This window comes from Pseudomonas sp. PDM31 (genome assembly GCF_019218965.1).
Classification (GTDB): domain Bacteria; phylum Pseudomonadota; class Gammaproteobacteria; order Pseudomonadales; family Pseudomonadaceae; genus Aquipseudomonas.
On record NZ_JAHUWS010000004.1, the window covers coordinates 43561 to 66965 of the forward strand.

Consider the following 23405-nt stretch of genomic DNA (forward strand, 5'->3'; position numbering starts at 1 on the left):
AAAGCGCCCTTTTATTGCACAAAGCTCGCGCAGGTCATGGGGAAACCAATAATGAAAAACCCTTATGCTCTCGGCTTCTGGTGTGCCGTGGTGGTGTTAGTGCTGCTTTCGGCGACCTATTTCTACGGCATCATGCTGGCTGACCAGATTGATAAGGCGCTGGCCTTTCTCGATAGTGCCATCGCGCTGATCGCGGTCATGTCCATTGCGGTGGTGGCCTGGGCGTCGGTCCAGAATCAACGCACCAAAAAAAGACAGCTTGAACAAGGCAAGACTCTGGTGCTGATCTGGGACACCAAGGTTGCGCTGCGCCGTGTCGAAACGGTGTTCGACCGCTATTTCTGGGGCAGTTACTGGCAACCTGGGCGTACGTTTCAGGAGGTCATGGGGGAACTGACCGGCACGCCGCTGGAGAAAAGCCTCGAGACCCTGAAAAAACAATGCCTGGCGCTCGACAGGCAAGTGGCTGACGACGGTCGGCACTGGCTCAGCAATGCCCGGGAACTGGCCGATGTCGCCACGGCCATGGCCCGTGAACGTTATCAACTGGACTTCTGCGACCCCCGCGCCGAAGTGACGGGCGGGGCGGTGATCAATCGCGACTTCGAGGTGTTGGTGTACACCTGGACTGCGCGGTTAAAAAGCTTTGATCATCAGCTGGATGAAATCGAGGTTCAGTATTCCTGATTTTGTTTTGGCTGTTCTGACGCCTTCGCGAGCAAGCCCGCTCCCACAGGAGATCGCATTCCAATGTGGGAGCGGGCTTGCTCGCGAAGGCGCCAGAACATCCACCGCAATTCTCTGCTTTTGATGACCAACCCAAAGACACTCTTTCACCGTTAATCATTGGGCCGCTCAACGCGCCTGATGCTAATCTGCACCCCACTTTCAGCGCAGTCGTGACCGCAACCCGTCATGGGGGCAGGGAAGACGACGACACCTTCAGCAACGGACATTGAACGGGTCATACATGAATAAATCAGCAGGCGTGCTTCTGGGAATTGTTGTCGTCATCGGAGCCATCAGCGCCGGCGGTGCATGGTTTACCGGCAGCAAACTCGAAGGCGTGCTCAACACCTCGATCGCGGATGCCAACAAAGAGCTGCAAGCCGCGATGGTCGGTTCCAACGGTACGGCGTCGCTGGAGCTGGTGTCGCTGGAACGTCATGTCTTCAGCAGTACTGCGCACTACCGCCTCAAGGGCGAAGGCGAAATGTTTGGTGAAACACCACTCGAGTTGCAGTTCGTCGACCACATCGAACACGGCCCGCTGCCGTTCTCGCGACTGATGTCGCTGAAATGGTTGCCGGTCATGGCGACCAGTCACTATGAACTGGAAAAGACCCCGCTCACCGAGAAGTGGTTTGCCGCCGCCAAGGACAAATCGCCCCTGACCGGCGTGGTCAACATCGGCTACGACAACGCCACCAACGGCACACTGCAATTGCAGCCACTGGAAATGGCCCTGGATGAAAAATCCAGCATGAAGTTCTCCGGCCTGAGCATCGACGTCGCTGCCAGCGCGCAGGCGAAAAAGGTCAAGGCCGATGGCTACATGGACAGCCTTAAACTGATCACCGTTTCCGAAGATCAGGCACCGGTGCAAGTCGAGCTGAACGGCCTGACTCTGGCCAGCAACCTGACAAAAAGCACTTACGGTTTCTATGTCGGCGAGAACGTGCTGGAACTGGCCAGTGGCAAATCGACCTTTGGCACCAAGCAGTCGGTGCTCGACTTCAAGAAGTTCGAAATGAAGAACCTGACCGAAGAATCCGGCACCAATGCCTCGGGGCGTGCCGATTACAAGGTCGGCGAAGTATCCCTGAACGGCAAGGCCGTCGGTTCCGCGGCCATGGCCATGAGCCTGAAGAACCTCGACATTCCGGCAACCCTGTCGTTGATGCAGGTGTATCAGAGCAAGCTGCAACCCTATGAAAGGGCTGCCTCCGAAGCGATCGCAGCCGGGCTGCCGGCACCGGAGTTGCAACTGACCGAAGCCGAAGAGGCACTGCTCAAGTCCAGTCTGGAGAAAGTGCTGGCGGCAGGTCCTCAGGTTGCCCTGGAAAATCTGTCGTTCAAGACCACCAACGGTGAAAGCCGCGCCAACCTGGTGCTCGACCTGACCAAGCCACAAGCGATCGACCTGCCGACCGATCAGTTGGTCCGACAACTGATCGCATTGCTGGACTTCAATCTGCAAGTGTCCAAACCCATGCTGGTTGATGTGCTCTCGCTGCAGTCGCAACTCGACGGCCAGACCGACGTCAAGTTGATTGCCGATCAGGCCACTGCCACCGCGGACATGTTCAGCAGCATGGCGGTCGGCTCACAGTTGGCGAAACTGGATGGCAATAACATCGTCACCAAGTTGCACTACGCCAACAACCAGGTGGAGTTCAATGGCCAGAAAATGACCGTTGAAGAGTTCGCCGCTTTCGTCATGAGCAAAGTCGGTGGTGTCGGCGAGATGCAATAAACGTTGGGCTGGCCTGTGTAGGAGCTGTCGCAGGCTGCGATCTTTTGCTTTTAAAAGATCAAAAGATCGCAGCCTGCAGCAGCTCCTACGGGGATCTGGTGCGCGCAATGCTTATCGGCGAACCAGCCGCCACGCCTCGTCTGTCGGCAATGGATGTTTCATCCGTTGCGCCAGCAAGAGCATGGCCCGTTCTTCATCGCAGGCAACGAAACGCTCTGCGGGCGGACGTTTCAAATATGGGTCTGGACCCAGCCATGAGGTTCAGTGAAATCCCAGTGCCACGGCGTGAACGGTCCGGCTATAGTTTGCACGCCGACGACGGCCCAACACGCACAAGGTGCTCCGGTATGACCCGATCGACCTCATTGAACCCTTGGCTTGCGGCGTTGGCTGTCGCTCTTTGCGTGCAATTTCCGGCACAGGCTCAGGAACGATTCACCCTGAACATCCCTGGTGTATCGGATGACCGTTTGTTCACGGCGGCGGCCGCCAGCGATGCCGCCGGCTGTGGCGGACACAACGTTTCCCCGGCGCTCAACTGGAACGCCGGCCCGGCAGGCACCCGCAGCTATGCCATCGTCATGCATGACCCCGACGGCCAGAAAGGCCAGGGTGTCGATCACTGGGTGCATTACGGCATCAAGCCCACCACGCAACAGATCCCGGCCGGTGCAGGGGCAAAATCCGCGCTGGAGGGCATCGGCGGCACCAACAGCAAGAACACCACGGGTTACGTCGGCCCGTGCCCGCCAGTGGGTGACAGCGCTCACCACTACATCATCCAGATTTATGCCTTGGACCTTACCCCGGACGCCTTGCCCGCCGGCCTGACCCGCGCGCAGCTGCTGGAAAAAATAAAAGGTCATGTGCTGCGAAACAGCAGCGTAGTGCGGCGTTATCACCGCTGAAGATTTTTTCTGCGTTAAGCGCGGCGATTTGGCATCCAGGCCCGAAAGCGCGCACTATCGAGCCATAGTCGATGCGTTGGAGGATGCCGTGGCAAAAAAAATCGACCGCATCGCCCAAATGCTCAACTGCCCGAAAAAGGGTGAGGAACTGCGGCGAGCGATTACCGAGAGTCGCAAGGATTTTCTGCTGAATCAGCCGGAAGAAGACGTTGTTGAAGACGACGACCTTGAAGAGGAGTTTTTCGAGGACGACGAGGACGACGATGAGTACGACGAATTCGACTGGACTACAGAATAAAAAAACCGCTTCGGCGGTTTTTTTGTGGGGCCAGGCAAAAGCCCTGATGTGCTGTTTCTGGCTTAGAGCCCATTGGGGAGAAATTTTGTTGCGCCGCTGACATCGTCGATTTTCTTGATGCGAAAGGCTTTCAGGCAAGTTTCGTCGCGTGTGTTGGTGTCAGCGCAAAATTGCTTGATGAAGTCGGCAAAGACCATATCCTGGCCATTAACGGTGAGGACTCGCTTGTAGTATTCACCATTGATGCCTTGGGCTTGACGACTGCTAGTCATTTCCTGATCCACCACCAGGCGTCCGTGCAGATCGACAGCTGGAACCTGGGCTTTGGGATCTTCTTTGGAGCAGGCGCTCAGGAGCAGTCCTGCGGCAATCAGCATACAAAAACGCAGCATATGAATTCATCTCTGGTAACGGATACCCCGGACCGAAGTCCGGGGCAGATCGATAGGAAGATTATTCGCCGAACAAACGGCTGGAGCGGTTGACTTCAGCCTTGCCGGAATCTTCCAGCAAAGACTTGGCGCCTGAGGTCACATTGCGTGCCGAGTCGGCTTCAGACTGGATCACGTCGGTGCGTGCTGCGCTGTCACGCAACTCCGCATCGATGTAGTCGTTGGCGCGCGCGGTGCGCGCACGCTTGGCCTGCAGTGCCAGACGGCGCTCCTCCAACTCCAGTGCGCGCAACTCGTCTTCGTAGCCTTCTTCACGGGTTTGAACACGTTTATGTTCAAGATCCTGTGTCTTGCGCTGCTCAAGAGCCCTTTGCTGCGCAGCTTGCTGTGCCACTGCCCGCTGCTTGCGATCAGCTGCGCTGCGAGCCTCTTCGCGTGCCCGATCGGCTGACGCCTGGCGGATGCGTTCGGCCTCGGCGGCGGCTTCAGACTGTTTGGTTTGCTGTTCAATTTGATGCAGGCTGTCGAACTGGTTTGCCAATGTCGGCAGGGTGAGCAGTGCGAGAACGGAGCCCAGAACAATATGTTTCATGTCCGTCCCCTTAGCTTTTCTTGGGTTCTGGACAGGTCGCATTCGGCTGAATGCGTGTTTCGTTGGAGATCGTCATCACCATCAGTGAGATTTCGCCAACCTTGAACTCACAAGGGCGACCTACCTGGGTAGAGGTGTAGATCTTGCCGCTTTCGGAATAACCAATCAGCACGCCCGGTACCAGGGTGGTGTCATTGACCAGAGAGCCAGCCATGGCGCCGGCAGCACCACCGGCTACACCGCCAACAATGGCCGTGTCGGTGTTTTTAGTGTTGCCCAGTGCGGCACCACCGAGCAGGCCCAATACCCCGCCCGCCATCATGGCGGCTTTTTTGTTCTTTTCGTTGCTGACTTTGATCTTGCTCGGCGAAATCGTAATGATTTTTACGGTTTTAGCTTCCTGCTGAGTGTTTACCTGACTGGCGTCGAATACATCTGCTTGATACTCCTCACCGTTGGTTTGGCAGCCAGCAAGAACGGCAACAATCGACAGCACCAGGCAGCGTTTTAACATCATCATTTCTAATATCTCTATGAGCGTAAGAAATCCCGGAAGGGACAATCCATTGTGATTAGCGGCAATGTGCCATCATTCTAATCAAACTCAATAAGGGAAGGCCAAGAAAACTTTGGAGGCGGTTGTGGATTTGTGCTTTGGTCGCCAGGACCGGTATGGAAGTCGGCTGGATGGCCAGACTCTGGAGGCTGCATTCAATGCTGGCCTGTTCGTGATTTTGATGGTCGGCGACGTCGGTGCGGCGGCTTTCAGCAACTGCTGAACGAGGGGAGGGCGCGCGCATTACAGTCAGGCAAATATCCGGCCCACAAAAAAGCCCCAGTCCCATAAGGCCTGAGGCTTTCTCGTTTCTTCTATATGGTGCACCAGGCGGGATTCGAACCCACGACCCCTGCCTTCGGAGGGCAGTACTCTATCCAGCTGAGCTACTGGTGCAGCGGGCGCCATGATACTCATATGCACTGCGGGCGTCCATGCTGCTGAATCGCCTGTGTTTTTCGAAGCTGTCACAGGCGTTTGCTACGCTGATCAGAAAAAATGAGGCAAAAGCGTCGTTTTCGTTCTTTTTTTCGAACAGCCTATTGTCCTTTACCCCCTTTGATCCTAGGATTCGTTTGAGATTTCAAACGCTCTTGTCTGGGTGCTGAACCGCGCGAGTTCATTGCGTGCGCTATTTATGTGCTTCAGCCCGGTGAATGATTTCCCTGACGGCAGCCTATCGAGGCGCCTTTCTACAATCATAATTTGCTCCGCATTTATTGCGGTGCTGTTAAGGAAAGCCGACATGCAGCTTAAAGACACCCAGTTGTTCCGCCAGCAAGCCTTCATTGATGGCGCTTGGGTCGATGCGGACAATGGTCAGACGATCAAGGTCAACAACCCGGCAACGGGCGAAATTCTGGGTACTGTGCCGAAAATGGGCGCTGTCGAAACCCGTCGTGCAATCGAAGCCGCTGACAAGGCGCTGCCGGCCTGGCGTGCACTGACCGCCAAGGAACGCGCGAACAAGCTGCGTCGCTGGTTCGAACTGATCATCGAGAACCAGGACGACCTGGCGCGCCTGATGACTATGGAACAAGGCAAGCCATTGGCCGAAGCCAAAGGCGAAATCGTTTACGCCGCTTCCTTTATCGAATGGTTCGCCGAAGAAGCCAAGCGCATCTACGGTGACGTGATTCCGGGCCACCAGCCAGACAAGCGCCTGATCGTGATCAAGCAGCCGATCGGCGTGACTGCTGCCATCACCCCGTGGAACTTCCCGGCTGCAATGATCACCCGTAAAGCCGGCCCGGCCCTGGCCGCCGGTTGCACCATGGTGCTCAAGCCTGCTTCGCAAACTCCGTTCTCCGCCTTCGCCCTGGCTGAACTGGCCCAGCGTGCCGGTATCCCGGCTGGCGTTTTCAGCGTTGTTTCCGGCAGCGCCGGGGACATCGGCAGCGAGCTGACCAGCAACCCGATCGTGCGCAAGCTGTCCTTCACCGGTTCGACTGAAATCGGTCGTCAACTGATGTCGGAATGCGCCAAGGACATCAAAAAAGTGTCCCTGGAGCTGGGTGGCAACGCCCCGTTCATCGTGTTCGACGACGCGGATCTGGATAAGGCCGTCGAAGGCGCGATCATTTCCAAATACCGCAACAACGGTCAGACCTGCGTCTGCGCCAACCGCCTGTACATTCAGGATTCGGTCTACGACGCGTTCGCCGAGAAGCTGAAAGTGGCTGTGGCCAAGCTCAAGATCGGCAACGGTCTGGAAGACGGCACCACCACCGGTCCGCTGATCGACGAAAAAGCTGTGGCCAAGGTGCAAGAGCACATCGCTGACGCCGTTTCCAAAGGCGCCACCGTGTTGTCCGGCGGCAAGCCGATGGAAGGCAACTTCTTCGAGCCGACCATCCTGACCAACGTGCCAAACCACGCTGCCGTAGCCAAGGAAGAAACCTTCGGTCCATTGGCGCCGCTGTTCCGCTTCAAAGACGAAGCCGACGTGATCGCGATGTCCAACGACACCGAATTCGGTCTGGCCTCGTACTTCTATGCTCGCGACCTGGGTCGCGTGTTCCGGGTGGCTGAAGCCCTGGAATACGGTATGGTCGGCGTCAACACCGGGCTGATCTCCAACGAAGTCGCGCCATTCGGCGGCATCAAGGCCTCGGGCCTGGGCCGTGAAGGCTCCAAGTACGGCATCGAAGATTACCTGGAAATCAAATACCTCTGCCTGGGCATCTAAGCTCGCAAGACATCAGCCCGGCAGGGCATTGCTTGAAACGCAAAGGGCACGAGAGCGCTGACCCTTTGCGTGCTTCAAACGGAACTTTCTCTGTGGCGGGGAAAACTGTGGCAGTCGATCATCGCATGCTGCCTTAGTCACCTTCCCGCCGCTTAATCCTTGAACCACGCCGACCGATGAGCGGCGAATGAGGAATGTAATGAGCAAGACTAACGCTGATTTGATGGCCCGCCGTACCAATGCAGTTCCACGTGGTGTTGGCCAGATTCACCCGATCTTCGCCGAGTCCGCGAAGAACGCGACCGTGACTGACGTTGAAGGTCGTGAGTTCATCGACTTCGCCGGCGGCATCGCTGTACTGAACACCGGCCACGTGCACCCGAAAATCATCGCCGCCGTGACCGAGCAGTTGAACAAGCTGACCCACACTTGCTTCCAGGTTCTGGCGTACGAACCGTACGTGGAAGTGTGTGAAAAAGTGAACGCCAAGGTTCCGGGTGATTTCGCCAAGAAAACCCTGCTGGTCACCACCGGCTCCGAGGCTGTGGAAAACTCCATCAAGATCGCCCGTGCTGCCACTGGCCGCGCCGGCGTGATCGCCTTCACCGGCGCTTACCACGGTCGCACCATGATGACCCTGGGCCTGACCGGTAAAGTCGTGCCTTACTCGGCCGGCATGGGCCTGATGCCAGGCGGCGTATTCCGCGCGCTGTACCCGAACGAACTGCACGGTGTGAGCATCGACGATTCGATCGCCAGCATCGAGCGCATCTTCAAGAACGACGCCGAGCCGCGTGACATCGCTGCCATCATCATCGAACCGGTTCAGGGCGAAGGTGGTTTCTACGTCGCGCCAAAAGAGTTCATGAAGCGTCTGCGTGCCCTGTGCGACCAGCACGGCATCCTGCTGATCGCTGACGAAGTACAGACCGGCGCTGGCCGTACCGGTACCTTCTTCGCCATGGAACAGATGGGCGTTGCTGCCGACCTGACCACCTTCGCCAAATCCATCGCTGGTGGCTTCCCGCTGGCCGGTGTGTGCGGCAAGGCCGAATACATGGACGCCATTGCTCCAGGCGGCCTGGGCGGCACCTACGCCGGTAGCCCGATCGCTTGCGCCGCTGCATTGGCAGTGATGGAAGTGTTCGAAGAAGAGCACCTGCTGGACCGCTGCAAAGCAGTCGGCGAGCGTCTGGTCACTGGCCTCAAAGCCATCCAGGCCAAATACCCGGTAATCGGCGAAGTCCGTGCCCTGGGCGCAATGATCGCGGTCGAGCTGTTCGAAGACGGCGACACCCACAAGCCAAACGCTGCAGCGGTGGCGTCCGTTGTGGCCAAGGCTCGCGACAAGGGTCTGATCCTGCTGTCCTGCGGCACCTACGGCAACGTTCTGCGCGTCCTGGTACCGCTGACTTCGCCGGACGAGCAACTGGACAAAGGCCTGGCGATCATCGAAGAGTGCTTCTCCGAGCTTTGATCTTCGAGTGTGACCCGGTCGACAAAAACCCGCTTCGGCGGGTTTTTTTTCGTCCCTTGAATCACAACGGGTGGATTGGCGCTGTAACGAATGGCCGCCATTGGCTAAGGTTCAGGCATTGCCAGGGAGCGCTAGTATGACAAGTGTCATTTTACCCGCCGTGCCGAGAGTACTGATCGCCGAGGCCGACCCCTGGTCCCGCGATCTGCTCAAGGAAGTGCTTTTGAACGTGCGCTGCGATGCGCGGCTGGATTTGTGCGCCGATGGCCAGCAGGCACTGGAACTGTTGGCGGCCAATCCCTATGACCTGGTGATCGCCGACTGGGAGCTGCCCGGCGTCGATGGCCTGAACGTCCTGCGCAACATTCGCCAGCGCAAACGCCAGCCGCCTTTGCCCTTCATCCTGATGAGCGGGCGCGCCGATAGCGCCAGTGTGCGCGAAGCCTTGCCGTTGGCACCAACGGCCTACCTGACCAAACCCCTGAACATGGAAAGCCTGACCCGGCGGCTGCAGGGCTTGCTGCTCAATGCTGGCGTCGAGGTGTCGTGCGAGGTTCCGTCGTTGGCGCCGGGCATGACGCTGTCGGTGTACCTGGAGCGTCGGCGCGAACTGGCGGAGGGGGCGCCGTTGATGACTGACGTGCAGTTGGCGGTCAAGCGCAGTCTCAATCCCGGGGGGCTCGATCTGACGGTGTTGGAAGACGAAGTCCGCACAGATCCACAAGTTACCGCTGTGCTGATAGCGGCCGCCAACAGCGCCGCCCAGCACCAGGGTGGCGCCGTGCAAACCCTGGCCCAGGCACTGCATCGCCTGGGTACCGGGCAAAGCATGAACCTGATCCTCGGGCTGGCACTCAAGCGCAGCGCCCGGCTCAGCGATCCCTGCCTGGCTGACTATGCCGAGCGCTATTGGGAGTTGTCGCTGCATACCGCCGAATACGCGCGCACGCTGGCGCGCCTGCTCGATCTGGATCAGGAGCGCTGTTATTGCGCAGGCATGTTGCATCGCCTCGGTGATCTGGCATTGCTGCGCTGCTTGCAGGAATGGCAGCAGGCGGGTGGTGAACTGGACGAGCGGGAGGAAGTGGGTGAAGCCTTGGCGCATTTTGCTGCGGCCTACGGCTCGGGGCTGCGTACTCGCTGGCGCCTGCCGCTGGAGCTGCGGGAGCTGATTGCAGCGGCCTATCAGCTCGGTGGCGGGGTTTACTCGCGCGAAGCGCTGGTGATGAACGTGGCGGCGCAGCTGGCGCGTCTGACCGAGCATGAGGGCGTCGAGGCGTTGGCAACGAGCCGGACGGCGCGCCTGCTCAAGATTGGTTTGCCTGAGTTGATGCGCTTGCGCAAAAAATGATCAAGCACAAACCTTTGTGGGAGCGAGCAAGCTCACTCCCACAGGGGTTTAATGTCGGGTTTGGCCGGGGGCGCCAGTTCAGCGCCCTCGTTACAGTCAAGCAGCGTTAGGGCGCAGCGAATAGGTCTTCAGCTGATCCGCGAAGTCGCGCAGGGATTGAATCCCGCTGGCCTCGGCTTCGTGTACCCAATCCTTGATGGCGGCGAGCATGTCGTGACCATTTGAGCTGGTCTTGACCCAGATCTGCTGCAGGGCCAGGCGTTTCTCGTAAATCACCTTCAGTGCATGACTGTGCTCGAGCATGTTCTGGATGCGCACGTGGTGTTTGTCATCCAGCAGGCTGGTTTCCCGCGAGAGCAGGCGTTTGGCCCGGTGAAACTGGTGGCGCACCGAATGATCGACCTTTTCCAGCTCTTGTTTGACCAGTGGGCCGATCACCAGCTTGCGGTACTGGGCCATGATCTGGAAGCGGTTGTTCAGGATCGCCATGGCGGTATCCATGTCCAGGCTGCCTTTGCCTTCGACGCGGTGGGCAATCGGCGCAACCCGCTGGACTTTGGCCAGGCGCAGAAAGCTGAAGACTTTGATCCAGGCCCAGCCGAGGTCGAACTCCCATTTCTTCACCGACAGTTTTGCCGAATTGGGATAGGTGTGATGGTTGTTATGCAGTTCTTCACCGCCAATCAGGATGCCCCATGGCACCAGGTTGGTCGCCGCATCCCGGCATTCGAAGTTGCGGTAGCCGACGGCATGTCCCAGGCCATTGACCACGCCGGCGGCCCATACCGGAATCCACATCATCTGGATCGCCCAGATGGTGATACCGATGGTGCCGAACAGCAGCAGGTCGATAACGCCCATGATCGCGATGCCCAGCAGCGGGAAACGGCTGTAGAGATTGCGCTCGATCCAGTCTTCGGGACAGTTTTTGCCGTAGATGCGCAGGGTCTCGGGGTTTTCCGCTTCGGCGCGGTACAGCTCTGCGCCTTTGCGCAGAACGGTCGACAGGCCCTTGATGACCGGGCTGTGCGGGTCATCGACGGTTTCGCATTTGGCGTGATGCTTGCGATGGATGGCGGTCCACTCGCGGGTGTTCTGCGCCGTGGTCAGCCACAGCCAGAAACGGAAGAAATGCTTGAGGCCCCCATTCAGCTCTAGGGAGCGATGGGCGGAGTAACGATGCAGGTAGACCGTGACGGCGATGATCGTGACGTGGGTCATCAGCAGGGTGACTGCCACCAGAGACCAGGGCGACAAGCCAAGAAAACCTTCGTACCACATAGGCTATAGGGCCCTCGATAAAGAAAAAGACAGCCATTGCATTATCACTAAGCCCACAGAGAAAACCAGTCACCCTTTCAGATAAGAGTGGCTGGATGTGTCTTTTATTTATAATTCCCACTTTTTTGTAGGGGTATCGATCGCCGGATGTATGCCACCTATCGCGCTGCCTTGCTCGCAACGCTGCTTTATCTGTTGCTATCTGTGGTTTGGCTGCAGCTCAGTGGCTATTTATTGAACAGTTTCTTCGATGATTTAGCTGGGCGTGCGCCGGTGATTCGGTAAAAGATCAAAAGATCACAGCCTTTGACAGCTCCTGCAGGGTGCGCACTACGGTGTGGGGGGCTGAGGCTGCGATCTTTTGACCTTCGTTCTGCGCAAGCCCTTGTCCCATCAGATAATGTTTTCTGGTTATATAAACATTCTTAAATAGTCTTTTTAAGAATATCCGCGCCTCTCTACTATTGCCCTCAAGCCACAAGCAGTGCCGTCCACTGCCAGGCAATCTCTCAGTAGAAGGAGCAGCACCATGAGCGCATCCCTGCGTAGCGTTGACGGTCAAGACGAAGCCACCATCCTGCGTGAAATCCAGAGTGCCTTGCGTGACCTGCGTTTTGGCGCAGTGGAAATCACCGTGCACAACGCCCAGGTGGTTCAGATCGAGCGCAAGGAAAAATTCCGTTTGCAGCAGCCGGGCAACAAGCCGGGCTGAGGCTGACGATCTGTAAGCCGGCAACCGTTTCCAACCCATAAGAAAAAGCCATCACGCCCAGAATTCCAGGAGCTTTCACCATGTCGTCGATTCGTCATTTCGCTTTGGCCGCCCTGGCCAGTGCCCTGTTCGCCGGTTCCGCGGTTGCCAAGGATTACGAACTGCTCAACGTGTCGTATGACCCGACTCGTGAGTTGTATCAGGATTACAACGCCGAGTTCGTCAAGTTCTGGCAGAAGGACCATGCCGGTGACAACGTGAAGATCCAGCAATCCCACGGTGGTTCGGGCAAGCAGGGGCGGGCAGTGATCGACGGCCTGCGTGCCGACGTGGTGACCTTGGCGCTGGCCGGTGATATCGATGAAATCGCCAAATTGGGCAAGACCCTGCCCGCCGACTGGCAGAAGCGCCTGCCGGAAGCGAGCACGCCGTATACCTCCACCATCGTGTTCCTGGTGCGCAAGGGCAACCCGAAAGGCATCAAGGACTGGGGTGACCTGGTCAAGAATGACGTCTCGGTCATTACGCCAAACCCGAAAACCTCCGGTGGTGCGCGCTGGAACTTCCTCGCGGCGTGGGCTTATGGCCTCAAAGCCAACGGCGGTGACGAAGCCAAGGCCAAGCAATACGTGCAAACCCTGTTCAAGCATGTACCCGTGCTGGACACCGGTGCCCGCGGCTCAACCATTACCTTCGTCAACAATGGTCAGGGCGACGTGCTGCTGGCCTGGGAAAACGAAGCTTTCCTGGCCCTGAAAGAAGATGGTGGCGCCGACAAATTCGAGATCGTCGTGCCTTCGCTTTCGATCCTTGCCGAGCCGCCAGTGGCAGTGGTCGACAAGAACGCCGAGAAAAAGGGCAACGAGCAGATCGCCGAAGCCTACCTCAAGCACCTGTACAGCCCGGCCGGCCAGGAAATCGCGGCGAAAAACTTCTATCGTCCAAGGGACAAGGAAGTGGCTGCCAAGTACGCCCAGCAGTTCCCGAAACTGGAATTGGTGAGCATCGACAAGGACTTCGGGGGCTGGAAAACCGCTCAGCCGAAATTCTTCAATGACGGCGGTGTATTCGACCAGATCTACCAGGCACAGTAATCTTAAATAGCCACCACAAGCCCCAATGCAAGTCAGCTACGGTGCTTGGCATGTGGGAGCGGGCTTGCTCGCGAAGGCGGTGTATCAGGCGGCATTTACGTTGACTGAGACACTGCTTTCGCGAGCAAGCCCGCTCCCACATGGGTGGGTTTAGCGGATCGCTTTTTAACCAAGGACTTTTATGTCGCGTCGTATCTCCCCCGTCATACCCGGCTTCGGGCTGACGCTGGGCTACACCTTGGTGTACCTCAGCCTGATTGTGCTCATACCTCTGGCGGCGATGTTCATACATGCCGCCCAACTAACCTGGGATCAGTTCTGGGCCATCATTTCGGCGCCACGGGTGCTGGCGGCGCTGAAGCTGAGCTTCAGCACCGCACTCTATGCCGCGATCATCAACGGCATCATCGGCACGCTGCTCGCCTGGGTGCTGGTGCGCTATACCTTCCCTGGACGCAAAGTCATCGACGCCATGATCGACCTGCCGTTCGCATTGCCCACCGCCGTGGCCGGTATCGCGCTGACTGCGCTGTACACCCCCACGGGGCTGGTTGGTCAATTTGCAGCCGATCTGGGCTTCAAGATCGCCTATACCCCTCTGGGCATCACCCTTGCCCTCACTTTTGTGACACTTCCATTCGTAGTACGTACCGTACAGCCAGTATTGGCCGATATTCCCCGTGAAGTGGAAGAAGCGGCGGCGTGCCTGGGTGCCAAACCCTTACAGGTTTTCCGTCATATTCTGGTGCCGGCACTGCTCCCGGCATGGCTCACCGGCTTCGCGTTGGCCTTTGCCCGCGGGGTCGGCGAGTACGGATCGGTGATTTTCATCGCCGGCAACATGCCGATGAAAACCGAGATCCTGCCGCTGCTGATCATGGTCAAGCTCGACCAGTACGATTACACCGGCGCCACCTCCATTGGTGTACTGATGCTGGTGGTTTCCTTTGTCCTGTTGCTGCTGATCAACTTGTTGCAGCGGCGCATCGAAACCCCATAAGGAGGCGCAGAACATGTCCCAATCGTCTATTGCTGCCGCTTCCTCGAATGCTGCCCGTCGTGGCAGTGCGACATCGCGGCGAATCCTGATCGGTCTTGGCTGGCTGATTTTTGCGCTGTTTCTATTGCTGCCGCTGTTTATCGTGGTGTCCCAGGGCCTGAAGCTTGGTCTGGGTGCGTTCTTCACCGCGATCTTTGAACCGGATGCACTGTCAGCGCTGAAACTCACGGTGATCGCCGTGTTGATTTCGGTGCCGTTGAACCTGGTATTCGGCGTCAGTGCCGCGTGGTGTGTGAGCAAGTACTCGTTCCGCGGCAAGAGCATGCTGGTGACGCTGATCGACCTGCCGTTTTCGGTGTCGCCGGTGATCGCGGGCCTGGTCTACGTGTTGATGTTCGGCGCCCAGGGCCTGTTCGGGCCGTGGCTTCAGGATCACGACATCCAGATCGTCTTCGCCCTGCCGGGCATCGTGCTGGCGACAATTTTCGTCACCGTACCGTTCGTGGCCCGCGAGTTGATTCCGCTGATGCAGGAACAGGGCACCCAGGAGGAAGAGGCCGCGCGCCTGCTCGGGGCCAATGGCTGGCAGATGTTCTGGCATGTCACCGTACCCAACATCAAATGGGGCCTGATCTACGGCGTGGTGCTGTGCACCGCCCGGGCCATGGGTGAATTCGGTGCGGTGTCGGTGGTTTCCGGGCACATTCGCGGGGTGACCAACACCCTGCCGCTGCACGTCGAGATCCTCTACAACGAATACAACCACGTGGCCGCGTTCGCCGTGGCGAGCCTGTTGCTGATCCTGGCGCTCTTCATCCTGCTGCTCAAGCAGTGGAGCGAAAACCGTATTAACCGCCTGCGCACCAGCGCCGCGGAGGAATAATTCATGTCGATCGAAGTGCGTAACGTCAGCAAGAATTTCAACGCGTTCAAGGCCCTGGACAACATCAGCCTGGACATCCAGAGCGGCGAACTCGTGGCGCTGCTGGGCCCGTCGGGTTGCGGCAAGACCACGCTGCTGCGGATCATCGCCGGTCTGGAAACCCCGGATCAGGGCAACATCGTGTTTCACGGTGAAGACGTCTCCGGGCACGACGTGCGTGATCGCAACGTCGGTTTCGTGTTCCAGCATTACGCCTTGTTCCGCCACATGACGGTGTTCGACAACGTCGCCTTCGGCCTGCGCATGAAGCCGAAGAATCAGCGCCCAAGCGAAAGCCAGATCGCGGCAAAGGTTCATGAACTGCTGAACATGGTGCAGCTCGATTGGCTGTCGGATCGCTACCCGGAGCAACTGTCCGGCGGCCAGCGTCAGCGTATTGCCCTGGCCCGGGCCCTGGCGGTGGAGCCGAAAGTGCTGTTGCTCGACGAACCCTTCGGCGCCCTCGATGCCAAGGTCCGCAAGGAGCTGCGCCGCTGGCTCGCGCGCCTGCACGAAGACATCAACCTGACTTCGGTGTTTGTGACCCACGATCAGGAAGAAGCAATGGAAGTCGCCGACCGCATCGTGGTGATGAACAAGGGCGTGATCGAACAGATCGGCTCACCGGGCGACGTTTACGAGAACCCGGCGAGCGATTTCGTTTATCACTTCCTTGGCGATTCCAACCGTCTGCACCTGGGCGAGGACAAGCACGTGCTGTTCCGCCCGCACGAGGTGTCGTTGTCGCGGCATGAACTGGAAGACCACCATGCGGCGCAAGTGCGCGATATCCGCCCGCTGGGCGCGACGACGCGGGTGACGCTGAAGGTCGAAGGGCAGAGTGATTTGATCGAGGCCGAAGTGGTGAAGGATCACGACAGCCTGATCGGACTGGCCAAGGGCGAGACGTTGTTCTTCAAGCCCAAGGTCTGGCAGAAAGTCGCCAACATCTAAAATCTGGCAACAGACAAGGAGCTGGCTTGCCAGCGATCAGCGATAACGCGGTGTGTCATGCTCACCGCAATCGCCAGCAAGCCGGCTCCTACAGACCTTTCAGGCCGCTGCGTTTTTGCGATTGGCCCGCACTCCGCCTGCCCGCGCCTCGATCTGCTCCTTGAGCTCAAGGCGCATCCCCAGCAGGAACGCCAGTTCAGCCACCACGAACAACGGGCCGACAATCAGCCCCGTCACGTCATCGACAAATGCCGGTTTGCGCCCTTCGTAGTGATGGCCGACAAACTGGATCACCCACCCGATCACAAACATCGCCAGGCCGCTGCTCAACCACACCATCGTGCTTTGCTGGGCCAACACGTACCCGAGCCATACACTCAACCCAAGCAACACCGTCATCACCACACCGAGGCGCAATTCCAGGCGCAGGTAGAACCACGCCGAGGCCAGCGACACCAGCACCGCCGGTGAAAGCCAGCCAGCGCCCCATTGCGGACGCGACAGCAGAACGGCCACGGCGACCATGATCAGCGGAATACCGATGAAGTGAGTGGCAATGTTGCGTGGGTCGCGATGGTAGGCGGCGTATTGACTGAGGTGGTCGACGAGGCTTTTCATTGTTGTTCTCCTGTGGGTTGATGGATCATGCCCCGGGGCCACTTCACGCTCTGTCAGCCAGGCGACAATCTCTAGGAGTTTTCATGGATATGCAGGTCTGGCGCCCATGCCTGATGCGCGGTCAGTGGTTCAGCCATTTGCCTGTTTCTCTACAGGATAGTCTGCTGTCCGTTGCCCGGGTACGGCGCTTGTCACCGGGCCAGCGCCTGTTCCAGCGCGGTGATCCGCCTTGTGGCCTGTACGCGGTGCTTGAGGGCGCGGTGCGCATAGGCGCGGTGAGTGAGCAGGGCAAGGAGGCGTTGCTCAGCGTGGTGGAAGCGCCGCACTGGTTCGGCGAAATCTGCCTGTTCGACGGCCAGGCGCGCACCCATGATGCATTTGGCCTGGGCCAGTGCGCCCTGCTGCACATCCCGCAGGCTGCGCTGCTGGCGCTACTCGCCGAACAACCGGAGCACTGGCGGCAACTGGCCTTGTTGATGAGCCAGAAGCTGCGCCTGACCTTTATCTATCTCGAACAACTAAGCCTGATGCCCGCCCCGACGCGGCTGGCGCACCGTTTGCTGATGATCGCTCAGGGCTACGGCGAGATCGACCCGCCGCGCCGCGTCCTGCAACTGCCCCAGGAGCAGTTGGCGTCGATGTTGTCGTTATCGCGCCAGACCACCAATCAAATCCTCAAGGATCTTCAGGGGCAGGGCATTTTGAAGCTTGGTTATGGCGAGATTGAAATCCTTGATGTCGAGCGGTTGCGCGAGCTGGCGATCTTTTAAGGGTGGGCTTTCCTCGCGAAGGCGCCTAGCCTGTCAGGACGACAATTGAGGTGTGCCATGCGTGTGTTGCTAGTGGAAGACGAACCCGAGGTCGCCGAACGGCTTGCCAAGGGCTTGAGCGAGGCCAGCTATACGGTGGATGTGGCCGTCAATGGCATGGACGGGCGGCGTTTCATCGAGTCCGGTGAGTACGAGATGATCATCCTCGACGTCATGCTGCCGGGGCTCAACGGCTGGCAGTTGTTGCAACAGATCCGCAAGCTCGGCGCAACGCCCGTGCTGTTTCTCACCACTCGCGATGGCATCGAGGATCGCCTGCGTGGTCTGGAGCTGCACGAGGATGATTACTTGCTCAAGCCGTTTGCCGTGAGCGAACTGGTGACGCGGGTGCGCAAGTTGTTGCGGCGGGATCGGGGGCGTTGACGCGATGAGTTTTGCACAAAGTTGAACTGCTCTCGGCCTTGAATCTGCACTAAATACAATGCATATTCGTTTATAGGCAAGATTTGCACTGTATACGATGCAGGATTTTTGAATGGAAAACCTTGGTGAACTGATTCGTACACTACGCAAAAAGCAAAAGCTTACCCAGCAAGCGCTGGCAGAACAGTATGGAATGAGCCGCTCTACGATATCGGGTATCGAGAACAGCTCCATCTCCGAAATTGGTCTGCGCAAGGTTGAGGCGATCCTCAATGGATTTGGGTATGAGCTTACCGCCGTACCTCGCCAGTCAACGCGTCCAACGCTGGACTCTCTGAAGAAGGTTAATTTCCATGGATGAGCGGCAGAAAATTGACCGGCTGCACATCAGCGTCTCCGACGCTGCGGTCGGCATTCTCGGTCGTGGTCAACCTCGCAGCGATTCAGTTTTTACCTATTCCGAAAGCACGCAGGAAGAGAATTCGGTTTCGTTGACGATGCCGGCTCGCTTGGAAAGTTATACGTGGGAGCAAGGTGTACCGCCGATTTTCGAAATGAACCTGCCAGAAGGTGCCCTGCGCGACGAATTGGTTCGTCGCTTCAGTAAAGCGGTCAGAGGGTTTGATGATTTTTCCATGCTGGCAATCGTCGGACCCTACCAGCTCGGTCGAGTGGGGATTGCAAGTGCGCAAGATGGGAGCGACTGTCCACCTGACACCAGCCTCGCTGATCTTTTGGTTCACGACGGTGCCCAAGGTTTATTCGAAGAACTATTACAGACGTATGGCCAGTATTCGGGCGTTTCCGGCGTGCAGCCCAAAGTGCTTATCCGCGATAGTGAGACAGTCGTTGACCGTTTGACTCATCGCGGCGCGACTCACTTGGTCAAATCGTTCCGTCCAGAGGAATACCCTGAGCTTGCGGCCAACGAATATTTTTGCATGCGGGCCGCGTTGCATTCGGGTCTTGAAGTGCCGAAATTTGAACTCAGTGAGCACGGAAAATTTCTGATTGTCGAACGCTTCGACCTGAACGACCAAGGGTATTTGGGGTTCGAGGATTTCTGTGTTCTCAATGCTTGGCCATCAAAGGCCAAGTACGATGGTTCATACGAAGGTGCCGCCAGGCAGATCAAAGAGTTTGTCTCCCCGCCATTGCTCAACCGGGCGCTTGAATCTTTTTTCAAGATTGTTGCGCTCTCGTCGGGCCTGAAGAATGGAGACGCTCACCTCAAGAACTTTGGTGTGCTGTACGATCATTGTGGTTCCGATACGCAGATCCGCCTCGCACCGGCCTACGACGTCATCACCACTTCGGTCTACATAAAGACCGACAGCATGGCGTTGTTGCTCGGTGGGTCGAAAGCATGGCCCAAGTACAAAATGCTGATGCGTTTTGGCCGGTCGGCCTGCAATCTGACGGAAGGGCGTTGCAATGAATTGCTGCAACAAGTGGCCCATGGCATGGACGTGGCGATGAACGAAATGGCTGATTACATCAAGGTTAACCGAGGTTTTACCAGCGTTGGCGAATCGATGATTGAGCAATGGCGCTCAGGCATGGCACGCAGTCTCGTGAAAAACTGATCAGCGCAACCCATCCCGAAACTGCCCCGGCGTCATGCCGGTCCAGCGTTTGAATGCGCGGCTGAAACTGCTGGTGTCAGCGAAGCCGAGCAGATAGCTGATCTCACTCAATGACACTTGCGGGTCACGCAGGTGCAGCAGCGCCAGATTTTCCCGACTTTCGTTGAGCAGCGTATCGAACCGGCAGCCTTCATCGGCCAGGTGCCGCTGCAAACTGCGCAGGCTCAAGTGCAGGGCCTTGGCGATGTGCTCGGCGCTGGGTTCGCCTTCGGGCAACTGCTCCTCAATGGCATCACGAACCTTGCGCTCCCACGTCAGCGGCTTGAGTTGCGCCAGGGTTCTCTTGAGCACGGTTTCGTTGTGTTCGGCCAGTTCCGGGTTGGCATCGTCCAGATGGCTGTCGAAGTCCAGGAGGCCGAATTCCAGCCGGTCTTCCTCGGCGCCGAAGTGCACCGGTGAGCGGAATACCTTGTGCCATTGATGCGCGTCCAGCGGTTCCGGGCGCCGCAGGAACGCCGCCAACGGTGCGTAGTCACGACCCAGGCGATTACGGCAAGTGCGCACGTAGATCGCCATGAAGGCATCGATGGCCTCGAAGGCCGGTGCCGGATTGCCAGGCGGAATTTTCAGACTGAAATGGTAGCGATCCTCTGCCCGGATCAGCTCCAGCTCCAGGGCATCGCTGACCACCTGGTGATAACGCACGATGCGCTCGAACACTTCGCGCAGACTGCCGCTGGCCACCAATGCGTAGCCCAGCGCGTGGAACGTAGTCGGGCTGACAAAGCGCGATACGCGCAAACCAATCGCCGGGTCGCCGCTGACCTGCACCGCCAGTTCCCACAGCCGCGTGGTGCCAGACAACGGGTAACGAGCGTTCGGGTCGTCCATCAAGTGTGGGTCGAGGCCTGCTTGATGGCACAGTGCGCCGCTGTCGATGCCCAGGGCATCGAGTTGCTTGCGCAGAGCGCGGGTCCAGCTGGCAAGGGAGGTCGGTTCACTCATGCTGATTGGCGCTTCCGGTCAACAGGTTGGCGTTCACGGCTACCGCGTTGTGAAGATTCGCAAGGCAGGATGCGAACATCAATAACCAGAGGATGGAAGCATGGACCGTACTTCTGCAAGTGCCCAGCGACTGAATGCAGCGCAACGATCGGCACATATTCGCGAAGTGGTGCTGGCCAGAGGCGTCGAACTGCGTAAACAGTATCCGATTCTTAAGCATCAGGACGCCCTTGGCGCGGGCATTCTGGCCTTCGCGCTGATCGGTATGGTCGGTTCGGCGGCGTTGTACATGACCGGGCACATGGCCTGGTGGGTCTGCCTGCTGCTCAATGCCTTTTTCGCCTCGCTGACCCACGAGCTGGAACACGACCTGATTCACAGCATGTACTTCCGCAAGCAGCGGGTGCCGCACAACCTGATGATGGGGCTGGTGTGGCTGGCGCGGCCGAGCACGATCAATCCGTGGATTCGCCGCCATCTGCATCTCAACCACCACAAGGTGTCCGGCACTGAAACCGATATGGAAGAGCGCGCCATCACCAATGGTGAACCATGGGGGTTCGCACGGTTTTTGATGATTGGCGACAACATCATGTCGGCGTTCATCCGCATGCTCCGGGCGCCAACCTGGGCGCGCAAATTAAGCATCATCAAGCGCACCCTGAAGGTCTACGCGCCGCTGGCACTTGTACATTGGGGCGCTTGGTATGTGTTTCTCGGCTTCCACGCAGCGAACGGTATCGCGTACTTGATGGGCGCGCCGATCGAGTGGTCGGCGATGACGCTGTCGGTGATGCAGGTGATCGATATCGCGGCAGTGGTGATCATCGGCCCGAACGTGCTGCGTACGTTCTGTTTGCACTTCATCAGCTCAAACATGCATTACTACGGTGACATCGAGCCGGGGAATGTGATGCAGCAGTGCCAGGTGCTGCATGCATGGTGGTTGTGGCCGTTGCAGGCATTCTGCTTCAACTTCGGCAGTAGCCATGGCATCCACCATTTTGTGGTGAAGGAACCGTTTTACATCCGCCAGATGACCGTGCCGGTTGGACATAAGGTGATGCGCGAAATGGGTGTGCGCTTTAATGATTTTGGTACGTTTGCGCGGGCCAACCGGTTTGTGCGCAAGGATGTCGGGGTGCAGGAAGAGGTGCGTACAGCGCAGGCTTGATGAGTGTCGATGATGGCCTCATCGCGAGCAGGCTCGCTCACAGGGGACCTCTGTTGTACTCAAATAGTGAGTCCAAAGACGACCCACTGTGGGAGCCTGCTCGCGATAGCGATAGTTCAGACAACATCAATCCGGCTGAAACGGCGAGGCTTGCCGTGCCATTGCTTGCCCGGATGGCGCACGCCGGCCACCGGGCCAACCATCAACGGCGTCAATCTGTATCAGGCACGGGCCAGCGCCGCTGGTGCAACGCTGGTCAACGCGGCAAGGCGTGGTCGTGCCGGGGCGTATGACTCCGGCGACTTGAATCAGTACAGCTCCAGCCCTTCTGGCTTACTGAACCTCAGCTACCGCGTCACCGACGACCTCCTCACTTATGCAACCCTCACCACGCTCTGGACGGCAGCCAACGGCGGCTATGAAGGCCTGCTCGGTGCGCCGCGGACCCTGGGTGTGACGGGTCGCTACGACTTTTAAGCAGCAACTGTCTCCCGCGGCTACCCAGGGCTGCGCGCGGGAGACAGACGCCTCAATTGCCGGTGACCAGGACGCAGGTTTGCGCCTTGCAGCCCTTGCCATTGCTCAGCGAGACAAACCGGATGACTGCCTCGGGCGTCGAAGTGGAAATCGTCACCGTGGCGTTTTGGTAATCCCTGGCCTCAAAGCGCTCATCCGGTAACACGACGCCCTTCCACTGCCTCTGGAAGACATTGATGGGGTAACTGGTCTTGTTGCTGATCTCGAGTTCAATCGGTTCCTGGTCCTTGGTAGTGGCCGCAAAAAGCGATAACGGCGCCAATAACAGCGCCATGTAAGTCAGCAGGCGGGTAGTGAATGTCATGGGTACTCATCCTGAGTTGATTGAATGAAGCGGTATTTAACGTTGGTACAACTGTTGTTGTTCTAAAGCGTGTAGCTGCCCTTTAGCAATCCTGCTGTTGTAAGACGGCGTGTGCACCGGCTTGAGACCGTATGAATCATGCCGTCCGGGAATATTTTCCATGCCTTGAAAGCATGCAGTCTCGGCCTGTGGCCCCGACCCTTTACGGATCAAGGCGTGTAGCAATTCGGAAGTTTTATATATTCCTTAAAGTTCTATATTTAACTTTAAATATTACTTCCGAAGCTAAGCGTTTCGGCCAATGATTCTTCCATCCAGAGGTCGTCGGGGGATGTTCAGTACGACCATCGATTTCAAGATTCATTAAACCGAAACCAAATTCGCGCGAAACGTTTACACGAGGAATACACCATGACGTTACTGGCATCTCCACTTGCATCCATTGAAAGCGCGGTGATCTGACTGTTGGTGGTTTTTTCCGTCGCCACCTGGGGGCTGGCATTGCTCAAGGGTGTGCAGTTTGGCCGCCTCAAGGTGCAGGATCGCAGGTTTCATAAACAGTTCTGGGCCGCTTCGAGTCTGGATTCAGCGGCGGAGTTGGCCGAAACCCAACCCGGCGCTGCAGCGCGGGTAGCGCAGACCGGTTACGCGGCAATTCAGGTGGGCGAGGCGCAACAAGCGGCGGACCTGAGCCAGGCGATCAATCATCAGGATCGCCTTGAAAGGGCCTTGTGCAAGCAGATCGTGCGTGAGCGCCGCTCGAGCGGGCAGGGATCACCAAGCTGTC

25 protein-coding genes, 1 tRNA gene and 2 pseudogenes are annotated in these 23405 nt (G+C 58.0%); 20 read left to right on the forward strand and 8 right to left on the reverse strand.

Features of this window, described 5'->3' with window-relative positions; translation table 11 throughout:
• Positions 1 to 51: 51 nt before the first annotated feature.
• From KW839_RS09035 to KW839_RS09050, 4 genes are all read left to right on the forward strand, one after another.
• Positions 52 to 687, forward strand: coding sequence for a hypothetical protein (locus KW839_RS09035; protein WP_060543893.1), 636 nt, complete (start codon positions 52 to 54; stop codon positions 685 to 687).
• A gap of 283 nt (positions 688 to 970) precedes the next feature.
• Positions 971 to 2476: a YdgA family protein gene (locus KW839_RS09040; protein WP_218424127.1), complete on the forward strand. Its 1506-nt coding sequence runs from the start codon at positions 971 to 973 to the stop codon at positions 2474 to 2476.
• A gap of 347 nt (positions 2477 to 2823) precedes the next feature.
• Complete coding sequence (locus KW839_RS09045) at positions 2824 to 3384, forward strand: YbhB/YbcL family Raf kinase inhibitor-like protein (RefSeq protein WP_218424128.1); 561 nt, start codon at positions 2824 to 2826, stop codon at positions 3382 to 3384.
• A gap of 28 nt (positions 3385 to 3412) precedes the next feature.
• A complete protein-coding gene (locus KW839_RS09050) occupies positions 3413 to 3682 on the forward strand; it encodes a hypothetical protein (protein WP_256352592.1) in 270 nt (89 codons plus the stop codon).
• Between the two features lie 62 nt (positions 3683 to 3744).
• Here KW839_RS09050 and KW839_RS09055 read toward each other — a convergent pair whose 3' ends face one another.
• The 3 genes from KW839_RS09055 to KW839_RS09065 form a co-directional block, all read right to left on the reverse strand.
• Complete coding sequence (locus KW839_RS09055; protein ID WP_218424130.1) at positions 3745 to 4074, reverse strand: hypothetical protein; 330 nt, start codon at positions 4072 to 4074, stop codon at positions 3745 to 3747.
• A 61-nt stretch (positions 4075 to 4135) separates the two neighbouring features.
• Positions 4136 to 4666, reverse strand: a complete 531-nt coding sequence (locus KW839_RS09060; RefSeq protein WP_218424131.1) for a DUF5384 family protein — start codon at positions 4664 to 4666, stop codon at positions 4136 to 4138.
• Positions 4667 to 4676: 10 nt separating this feature from the next.
• Complete coding sequence (locus KW839_RS09065; RefSeq protein WP_256352593.1) at positions 4677 to 5228, reverse strand: hypothetical protein; 552 nt, start codon at positions 5226 to 5228, stop codon at positions 4677 to 4679.
• 79 nt (positions 5229 to 5307) lie between these two features.
• Here KW839_RS09065 and KW839_RS09070 point away from each other — a divergent pair, with 79 nt between their 5' ends.
• Entirely contained in the window at positions 5308 to 5445 is a 138-nt protein-coding gene (locus tag KW839_RS09070) for a hypothetical protein (RefSeq protein WP_218424132.1), read from the forward strand.
• Between the two features lie 96 nt (positions 5446 to 5541).
• On the opposite strand, the gene KW839_RS09075 is transcribed toward KW839_RS09070, so the two are convergent.
• Positions 5542 to 5618 (reverse strand) — tRNA-Arg (locus KW839_RS09075).
• 349 nt (positions 5619 to 5967) lie between these two features.
• On the opposite strand from KW839_RS09075, the gene gabD reads away from it, so the two are divergent.
• From gabD to KW839_RS09090, 3 genes are all read left to right on the forward strand, one after another.
• Positions 5968 to 7410, forward strand: coding sequence for an NADP-dependent succinate-semialdehyde dehydrogenase (gabD, locus tag KW839_RS09080; RefSeq protein ID WP_060543933.1), 1443 nt, complete (start codon positions 5968 to 5970; stop codon positions 7408 to 7410).
• Positions 7411 to 7609: 199 nt separating this feature from the next.
• Positions 7610 to 8887 carry a 4-aminobutyrate--2-oxoglutarate transaminase gene (gene gabT, locus KW839_RS09085; protein ID WP_218424133.1) on the forward strand — a complete coding sequence of 426 codons (1278 nt, stop codon included), beginning with the start codon at positions 7610 to 7612 and terminating at the stop codon, positions 8885 to 8887.
• 136 nt (positions 8888 to 9023) lie between these two features.
• Positions 9024 to 10238, forward strand: coding sequence for a response regulator (locus tag KW839_RS09090; protein WP_218424134.1), 1215 nt, complete (start codon positions 9024 to 9026; stop codon positions 10236 to 10238).
• 96 nt (positions 10239 to 10334) lie between these two features.
• Here the strand turns inward: KW839_RS09090 and desA are convergent, their stop codons facing one another.
• On the reverse strand, positions 10335 to 11519 hold the full coding sequence (gene desA / locus KW839_RS09095) for a delta-9 fatty acid desaturase DesA (protein WP_060543936.1): 1185 nt from the start codon (positions 11517 to 11519) through the stop codon (positions 10335 to 10337).
• Positions 11520 to 12048: 529 nt separating this feature from the next.
• Here desA and oscA point away from each other — a divergent pair.
• The 5 genes from oscA to KW839_RS09120 all read left to right on the forward strand — a co-directional run bounded on the left by oscA (position 12049) and on the right by KW839_RS09120 (position 16201).
• The gene (gene oscA, locus KW839_RS09100) at positions 12049 to 12231 is read left to right on the forward strand and encodes a sulfur starvation response protein OscA (RefSeq protein WP_007975618.1); all 183 of its coding nucleotides are present in this window, start codon (positions 12049 to 12051) and stop codon (positions 12229 to 12231) included.
• A gap of 80 nt (positions 12232 to 12311) precedes the next feature.
• On the forward strand, positions 12312 to 13325 hold the full coding sequence (locus KW839_RS09105; RefSeq protein ID WP_060543937.1) for a sulfate ABC transporter substrate-binding protein: 1014 nt from the start codon (positions 12312 to 12314) through the stop codon (positions 13323 to 13325).
• 181 nt (positions 13326 to 13506) lie between these two features.
• Positions 13507 to 14325: a sulfate ABC transporter permease subunit CysT gene (gene cysT, locus KW839_RS09110; RefSeq protein ID WP_060543938.1), complete on the forward strand. Its 819-nt coding sequence runs from the start codon at positions 13507 to 13509 to the stop codon at positions 14323 to 14325.
• 13 nt (positions 14326 to 14338) lie between these two features.
• Complete coding sequence (gene cysW / locus KW839_RS09115) at positions 14339 to 15208, forward strand: sulfate ABC transporter permease subunit CysW (RefSeq protein WP_060543939.1); 870 nt, start codon at positions 14339 to 14341, stop codon at positions 15206 to 15208.
• A 3-nt stretch (positions 15209 to 15211) separates the two neighbouring features.
• A complete protein-coding gene (locus tag KW839_RS09120) occupies positions 15212 to 16201 on the forward strand; it encodes a sulfate/molybdate ABC transporter ATP-binding protein (protein WP_060543940.1) in 990 nt (329 codons plus the stop codon).
• Between the two features lie 99 nt (positions 16202 to 16300).
• Here the strand turns inward: KW839_RS09120 and KW839_RS09125 are convergent, their stop codons facing one another.
• Positions 16301 to 16819, reverse strand: coding sequence for a DUF962 domain-containing protein (locus KW839_RS09125; protein WP_218424135.1), 519 nt, complete (start codon positions 16817 to 16819; stop codon positions 16301 to 16303).
• 83 nt (positions 16820 to 16902) lie between these two features.
• Here KW839_RS09125 and KW839_RS09130 point away from each other — a divergent pair, with 83 nt between their 5' ends.
• From KW839_RS09130 to KW839_RS09145, 4 genes are all read left to right on the forward strand, one after another.
• A complete protein-coding gene (locus tag KW839_RS09130; protein ID WP_218424136.1) occupies positions 16903 to 17589 on the forward strand; it encodes a Crp/Fnr family transcriptional regulator in 687 nt (228 codons plus the stop codon).
• Between the two features lie 57 nt (positions 17590 to 17646).
• Positions 17647 to 18012 carry a response regulator gene (locus KW839_RS09135; protein WP_060543943.1) on the forward strand — a complete coding sequence of 122 codons (366 nt, stop codon included), beginning with the start codon at positions 17647 to 17649 and terminating at the stop codon, positions 18010 to 18012.
• Between the two features lie 112 nt (positions 18013 to 18124).
• Positions 18125 to 18373, forward strand: a complete 249-nt coding sequence (locus tag KW839_RS09140; protein WP_060543944.1) for a helix-turn-helix domain-containing protein — start codon at positions 18125 to 18127, stop codon at positions 18371 to 18373.
• A complete protein-coding gene (locus KW839_RS09145) occupies positions 18366 to 19598 on the forward strand; it encodes a type II toxin-antitoxin system HipA family toxin (protein ID WP_060543945.1) in 1233 nt (410 codons plus the stop codon). Before KW839_RS09140 ends, KW839_RS09145 begins: the two co-directional genes overlap by 8 nt.
• On the opposite strand, the gene KW839_RS09150 is transcribed toward KW839_RS09145, so the two are convergent.
• Positions 19599 to 20603, reverse strand: a complete 1005-nt coding sequence (locus KW839_RS09150) for an AraC family transcriptional regulator (protein WP_218424137.1) — start codon at positions 20601 to 20603, stop codon at positions 19599 to 19601.
• Between the two features lie 100 nt (positions 20604 to 20703).
• On the opposite strand from KW839_RS09150, the gene KW839_RS09155 reads away from it, so the two are divergent.
• Positions 20704 to 21777: a fatty acid desaturase gene (locus KW839_RS09155; RefSeq protein WP_218424138.1), complete on the forward strand. Its 1074-nt coding sequence runs from the start codon at positions 20704 to 20706 to the stop codon at positions 21775 to 21777.
• A gap of 387 nt (positions 21778 to 22164) precedes the next feature.
• Positions 22165 to 22254 (forward strand): annotated as a pseudogene (locus tag KW839_RS28070) (hypothetical protein); the annotation flags it as partial.
• 52 nt (positions 22255 to 22306) lie between these two features.
• On the opposite strand, the gene KW839_RS09165 reads toward KW839_RS28070, so the two are convergent.
• Positions 22307 to 22618 (reverse strand): hypothetical protein, encoded by a 312-nt coding sequence (locus tag KW839_RS09165; protein WP_060543949.1) that lies wholly within the window; start codon positions 22616 to 22618, stop codon positions 22307 to 22309.
• A gap of 462 nt (positions 22619 to 23080) precedes the next feature.
• Between KW839_RS09165 and KW839_RS09170 the strand changes: the two are divergent.
• A pseudogene (locus tag KW839_RS09170) lies at positions 23081 to 23392 on the forward strand (MotA/TolQ/ExbB proton channel family protein); the annotation flags it as partial.
• Between the last annotated feature and the right edge of the window lie 13 nt (positions 23393 to 23405).

Coding starts and splice junctions, on each gene's coding strand:
- cysW (WP_060543939.1), top strand. CDS start 14,339: ATGTCCCAATCGTCTATTGCTGCCGCTTCCTCGAATGCTGCCCGTCGT.
- gabT (WP_218424133.1), top strand. CDS start 7,610: ATGAGCAAGACTAACGCTGATTTGATGGCCCGCCGTACCAATGCAGTT.
- KW839_RS09135 (WP_060543943.1), top strand. CDS start 17,647: ATGCGTGTGTTGCTAGTGGAAGACGAACCCGAGGTCGCCGAACGGCTT.
- KW839_RS09055 (WP_218424130.1), bottom strand. CDS start 4,074: ATGCTGCGTTTTTGTATGCTGATTGCCGCAGGACTGCTCCTGAGCGCC.
- KW839_RS09150 (WP_218424137.1), bottom strand. CDS start 20,603: ATGAGTGAACCGACCTCCCTTGCCAGCTGGACCCGCGCTCTGCGCAAG.
- KW839_RS09165 (WP_060543949.1), bottom strand. CDS start 22,618: ATGACATTCACTACCCGCCTGCTGACTTACATGGCGCTGTTATTGGCG.
- KW839_RS09140 (WP_060543944.1), top strand. CDS start 18,125: ATGGAAAACCTTGGTGAACTGATTCGTACACTACGCAAAAAGCAAAAG.
- KW839_RS09040 (WP_218424127.1), top strand. CDS start 971: ATGAATAAATCAGCAGGCGTGCTTCTGGGAATTGTTGTCGTCATCGGA.
- KW839_RS09130 (WP_218424136.1), top strand. CDS start 16,903: ATGGATATGCAGGTCTGGCGCCCATGCCTGATGCGCGGTCAGTGGTTC.
- KW839_RS09090 (WP_218424134.1), top strand. CDS start 9,024: ATGACAAGTGTCATTTTACCCGCCGTGCCGAGAGTACTGATCGCCGAG.
- KW839_RS09045 (WP_218424128.1), top strand. CDS start 2,824: ATGACCCGATCGACCTCATTGAACCCTTGGCTTGCGGCGTTGGCTGTC.
- KW839_RS09125 (WP_218424135.1), bottom strand. CDS start 16,819: ATGAAAAGCCTCGTCGACCACCTCAGTCAATACGCCGCCTACCATCGC.
- KW839_RS09105 (WP_060543937.1), top strand. CDS start 12,312: ATGTCGTCGATTCGTCATTTCGCTTTGGCCGCCCTGGCCAGTGCCCTG.
- gabD (WP_060543933.1), top strand. CDS start 5,968: ATGCAGCTTAAAGACACCCAGTTGTTCCGCCAGCAAGCCTTCATTGAT.
- KW839_RS09120 (WP_060543940.1), top strand. CDS start 15,212: ATGTCGATCGAAGTGCGTAACGTCAGCAAGAATTTCAACGCGTTCAAG.
- oscA (WP_007975618.1), top strand. CDS start 12,049: ATGAGCGCATCCCTGCGTAGCGTTGACGGTCAAGACGAAGCCACCATC.
- desA (WP_060543936.1), bottom strand. CDS start 11,519: ATGTGGTACGAAGGTTTTCTTGGCTTGTCGCCCTGGTCTCTGGTGGCA.
- KW839_RS09145 (WP_060543945.1), top strand. CDS start 18,366: ATGGATGAGCGGCAGAAAATTGACCGGCTGCACATCAGCGTCTCCGAC.
- cysT (WP_060543938.1), top strand. CDS start 13,507: ATGTCGCGTCGTATCTCCCCCGTCATACCCGGCTTCGGGCTGACGCTG.
- KW839_RS09155 (WP_218424138.1), top strand. CDS start 20,704: ATGGACCGTACTTCTGCAAGTGCCCAGCGACTGAATGCAGCGCAACGA.
- KW839_RS09035 (WP_060543893.1), top strand. CDS start 52: ATGAAAAACCCTTATGCTCTCGGCTTCTGGTGTGCCGTGGTGGTGTTA.
- KW839_RS09060 (WP_218424131.1), bottom strand. CDS start 4,666: ATGAAACATATTGTTCTGGGCTCCGTTCTCGCACTGCTCACCCTGCCG.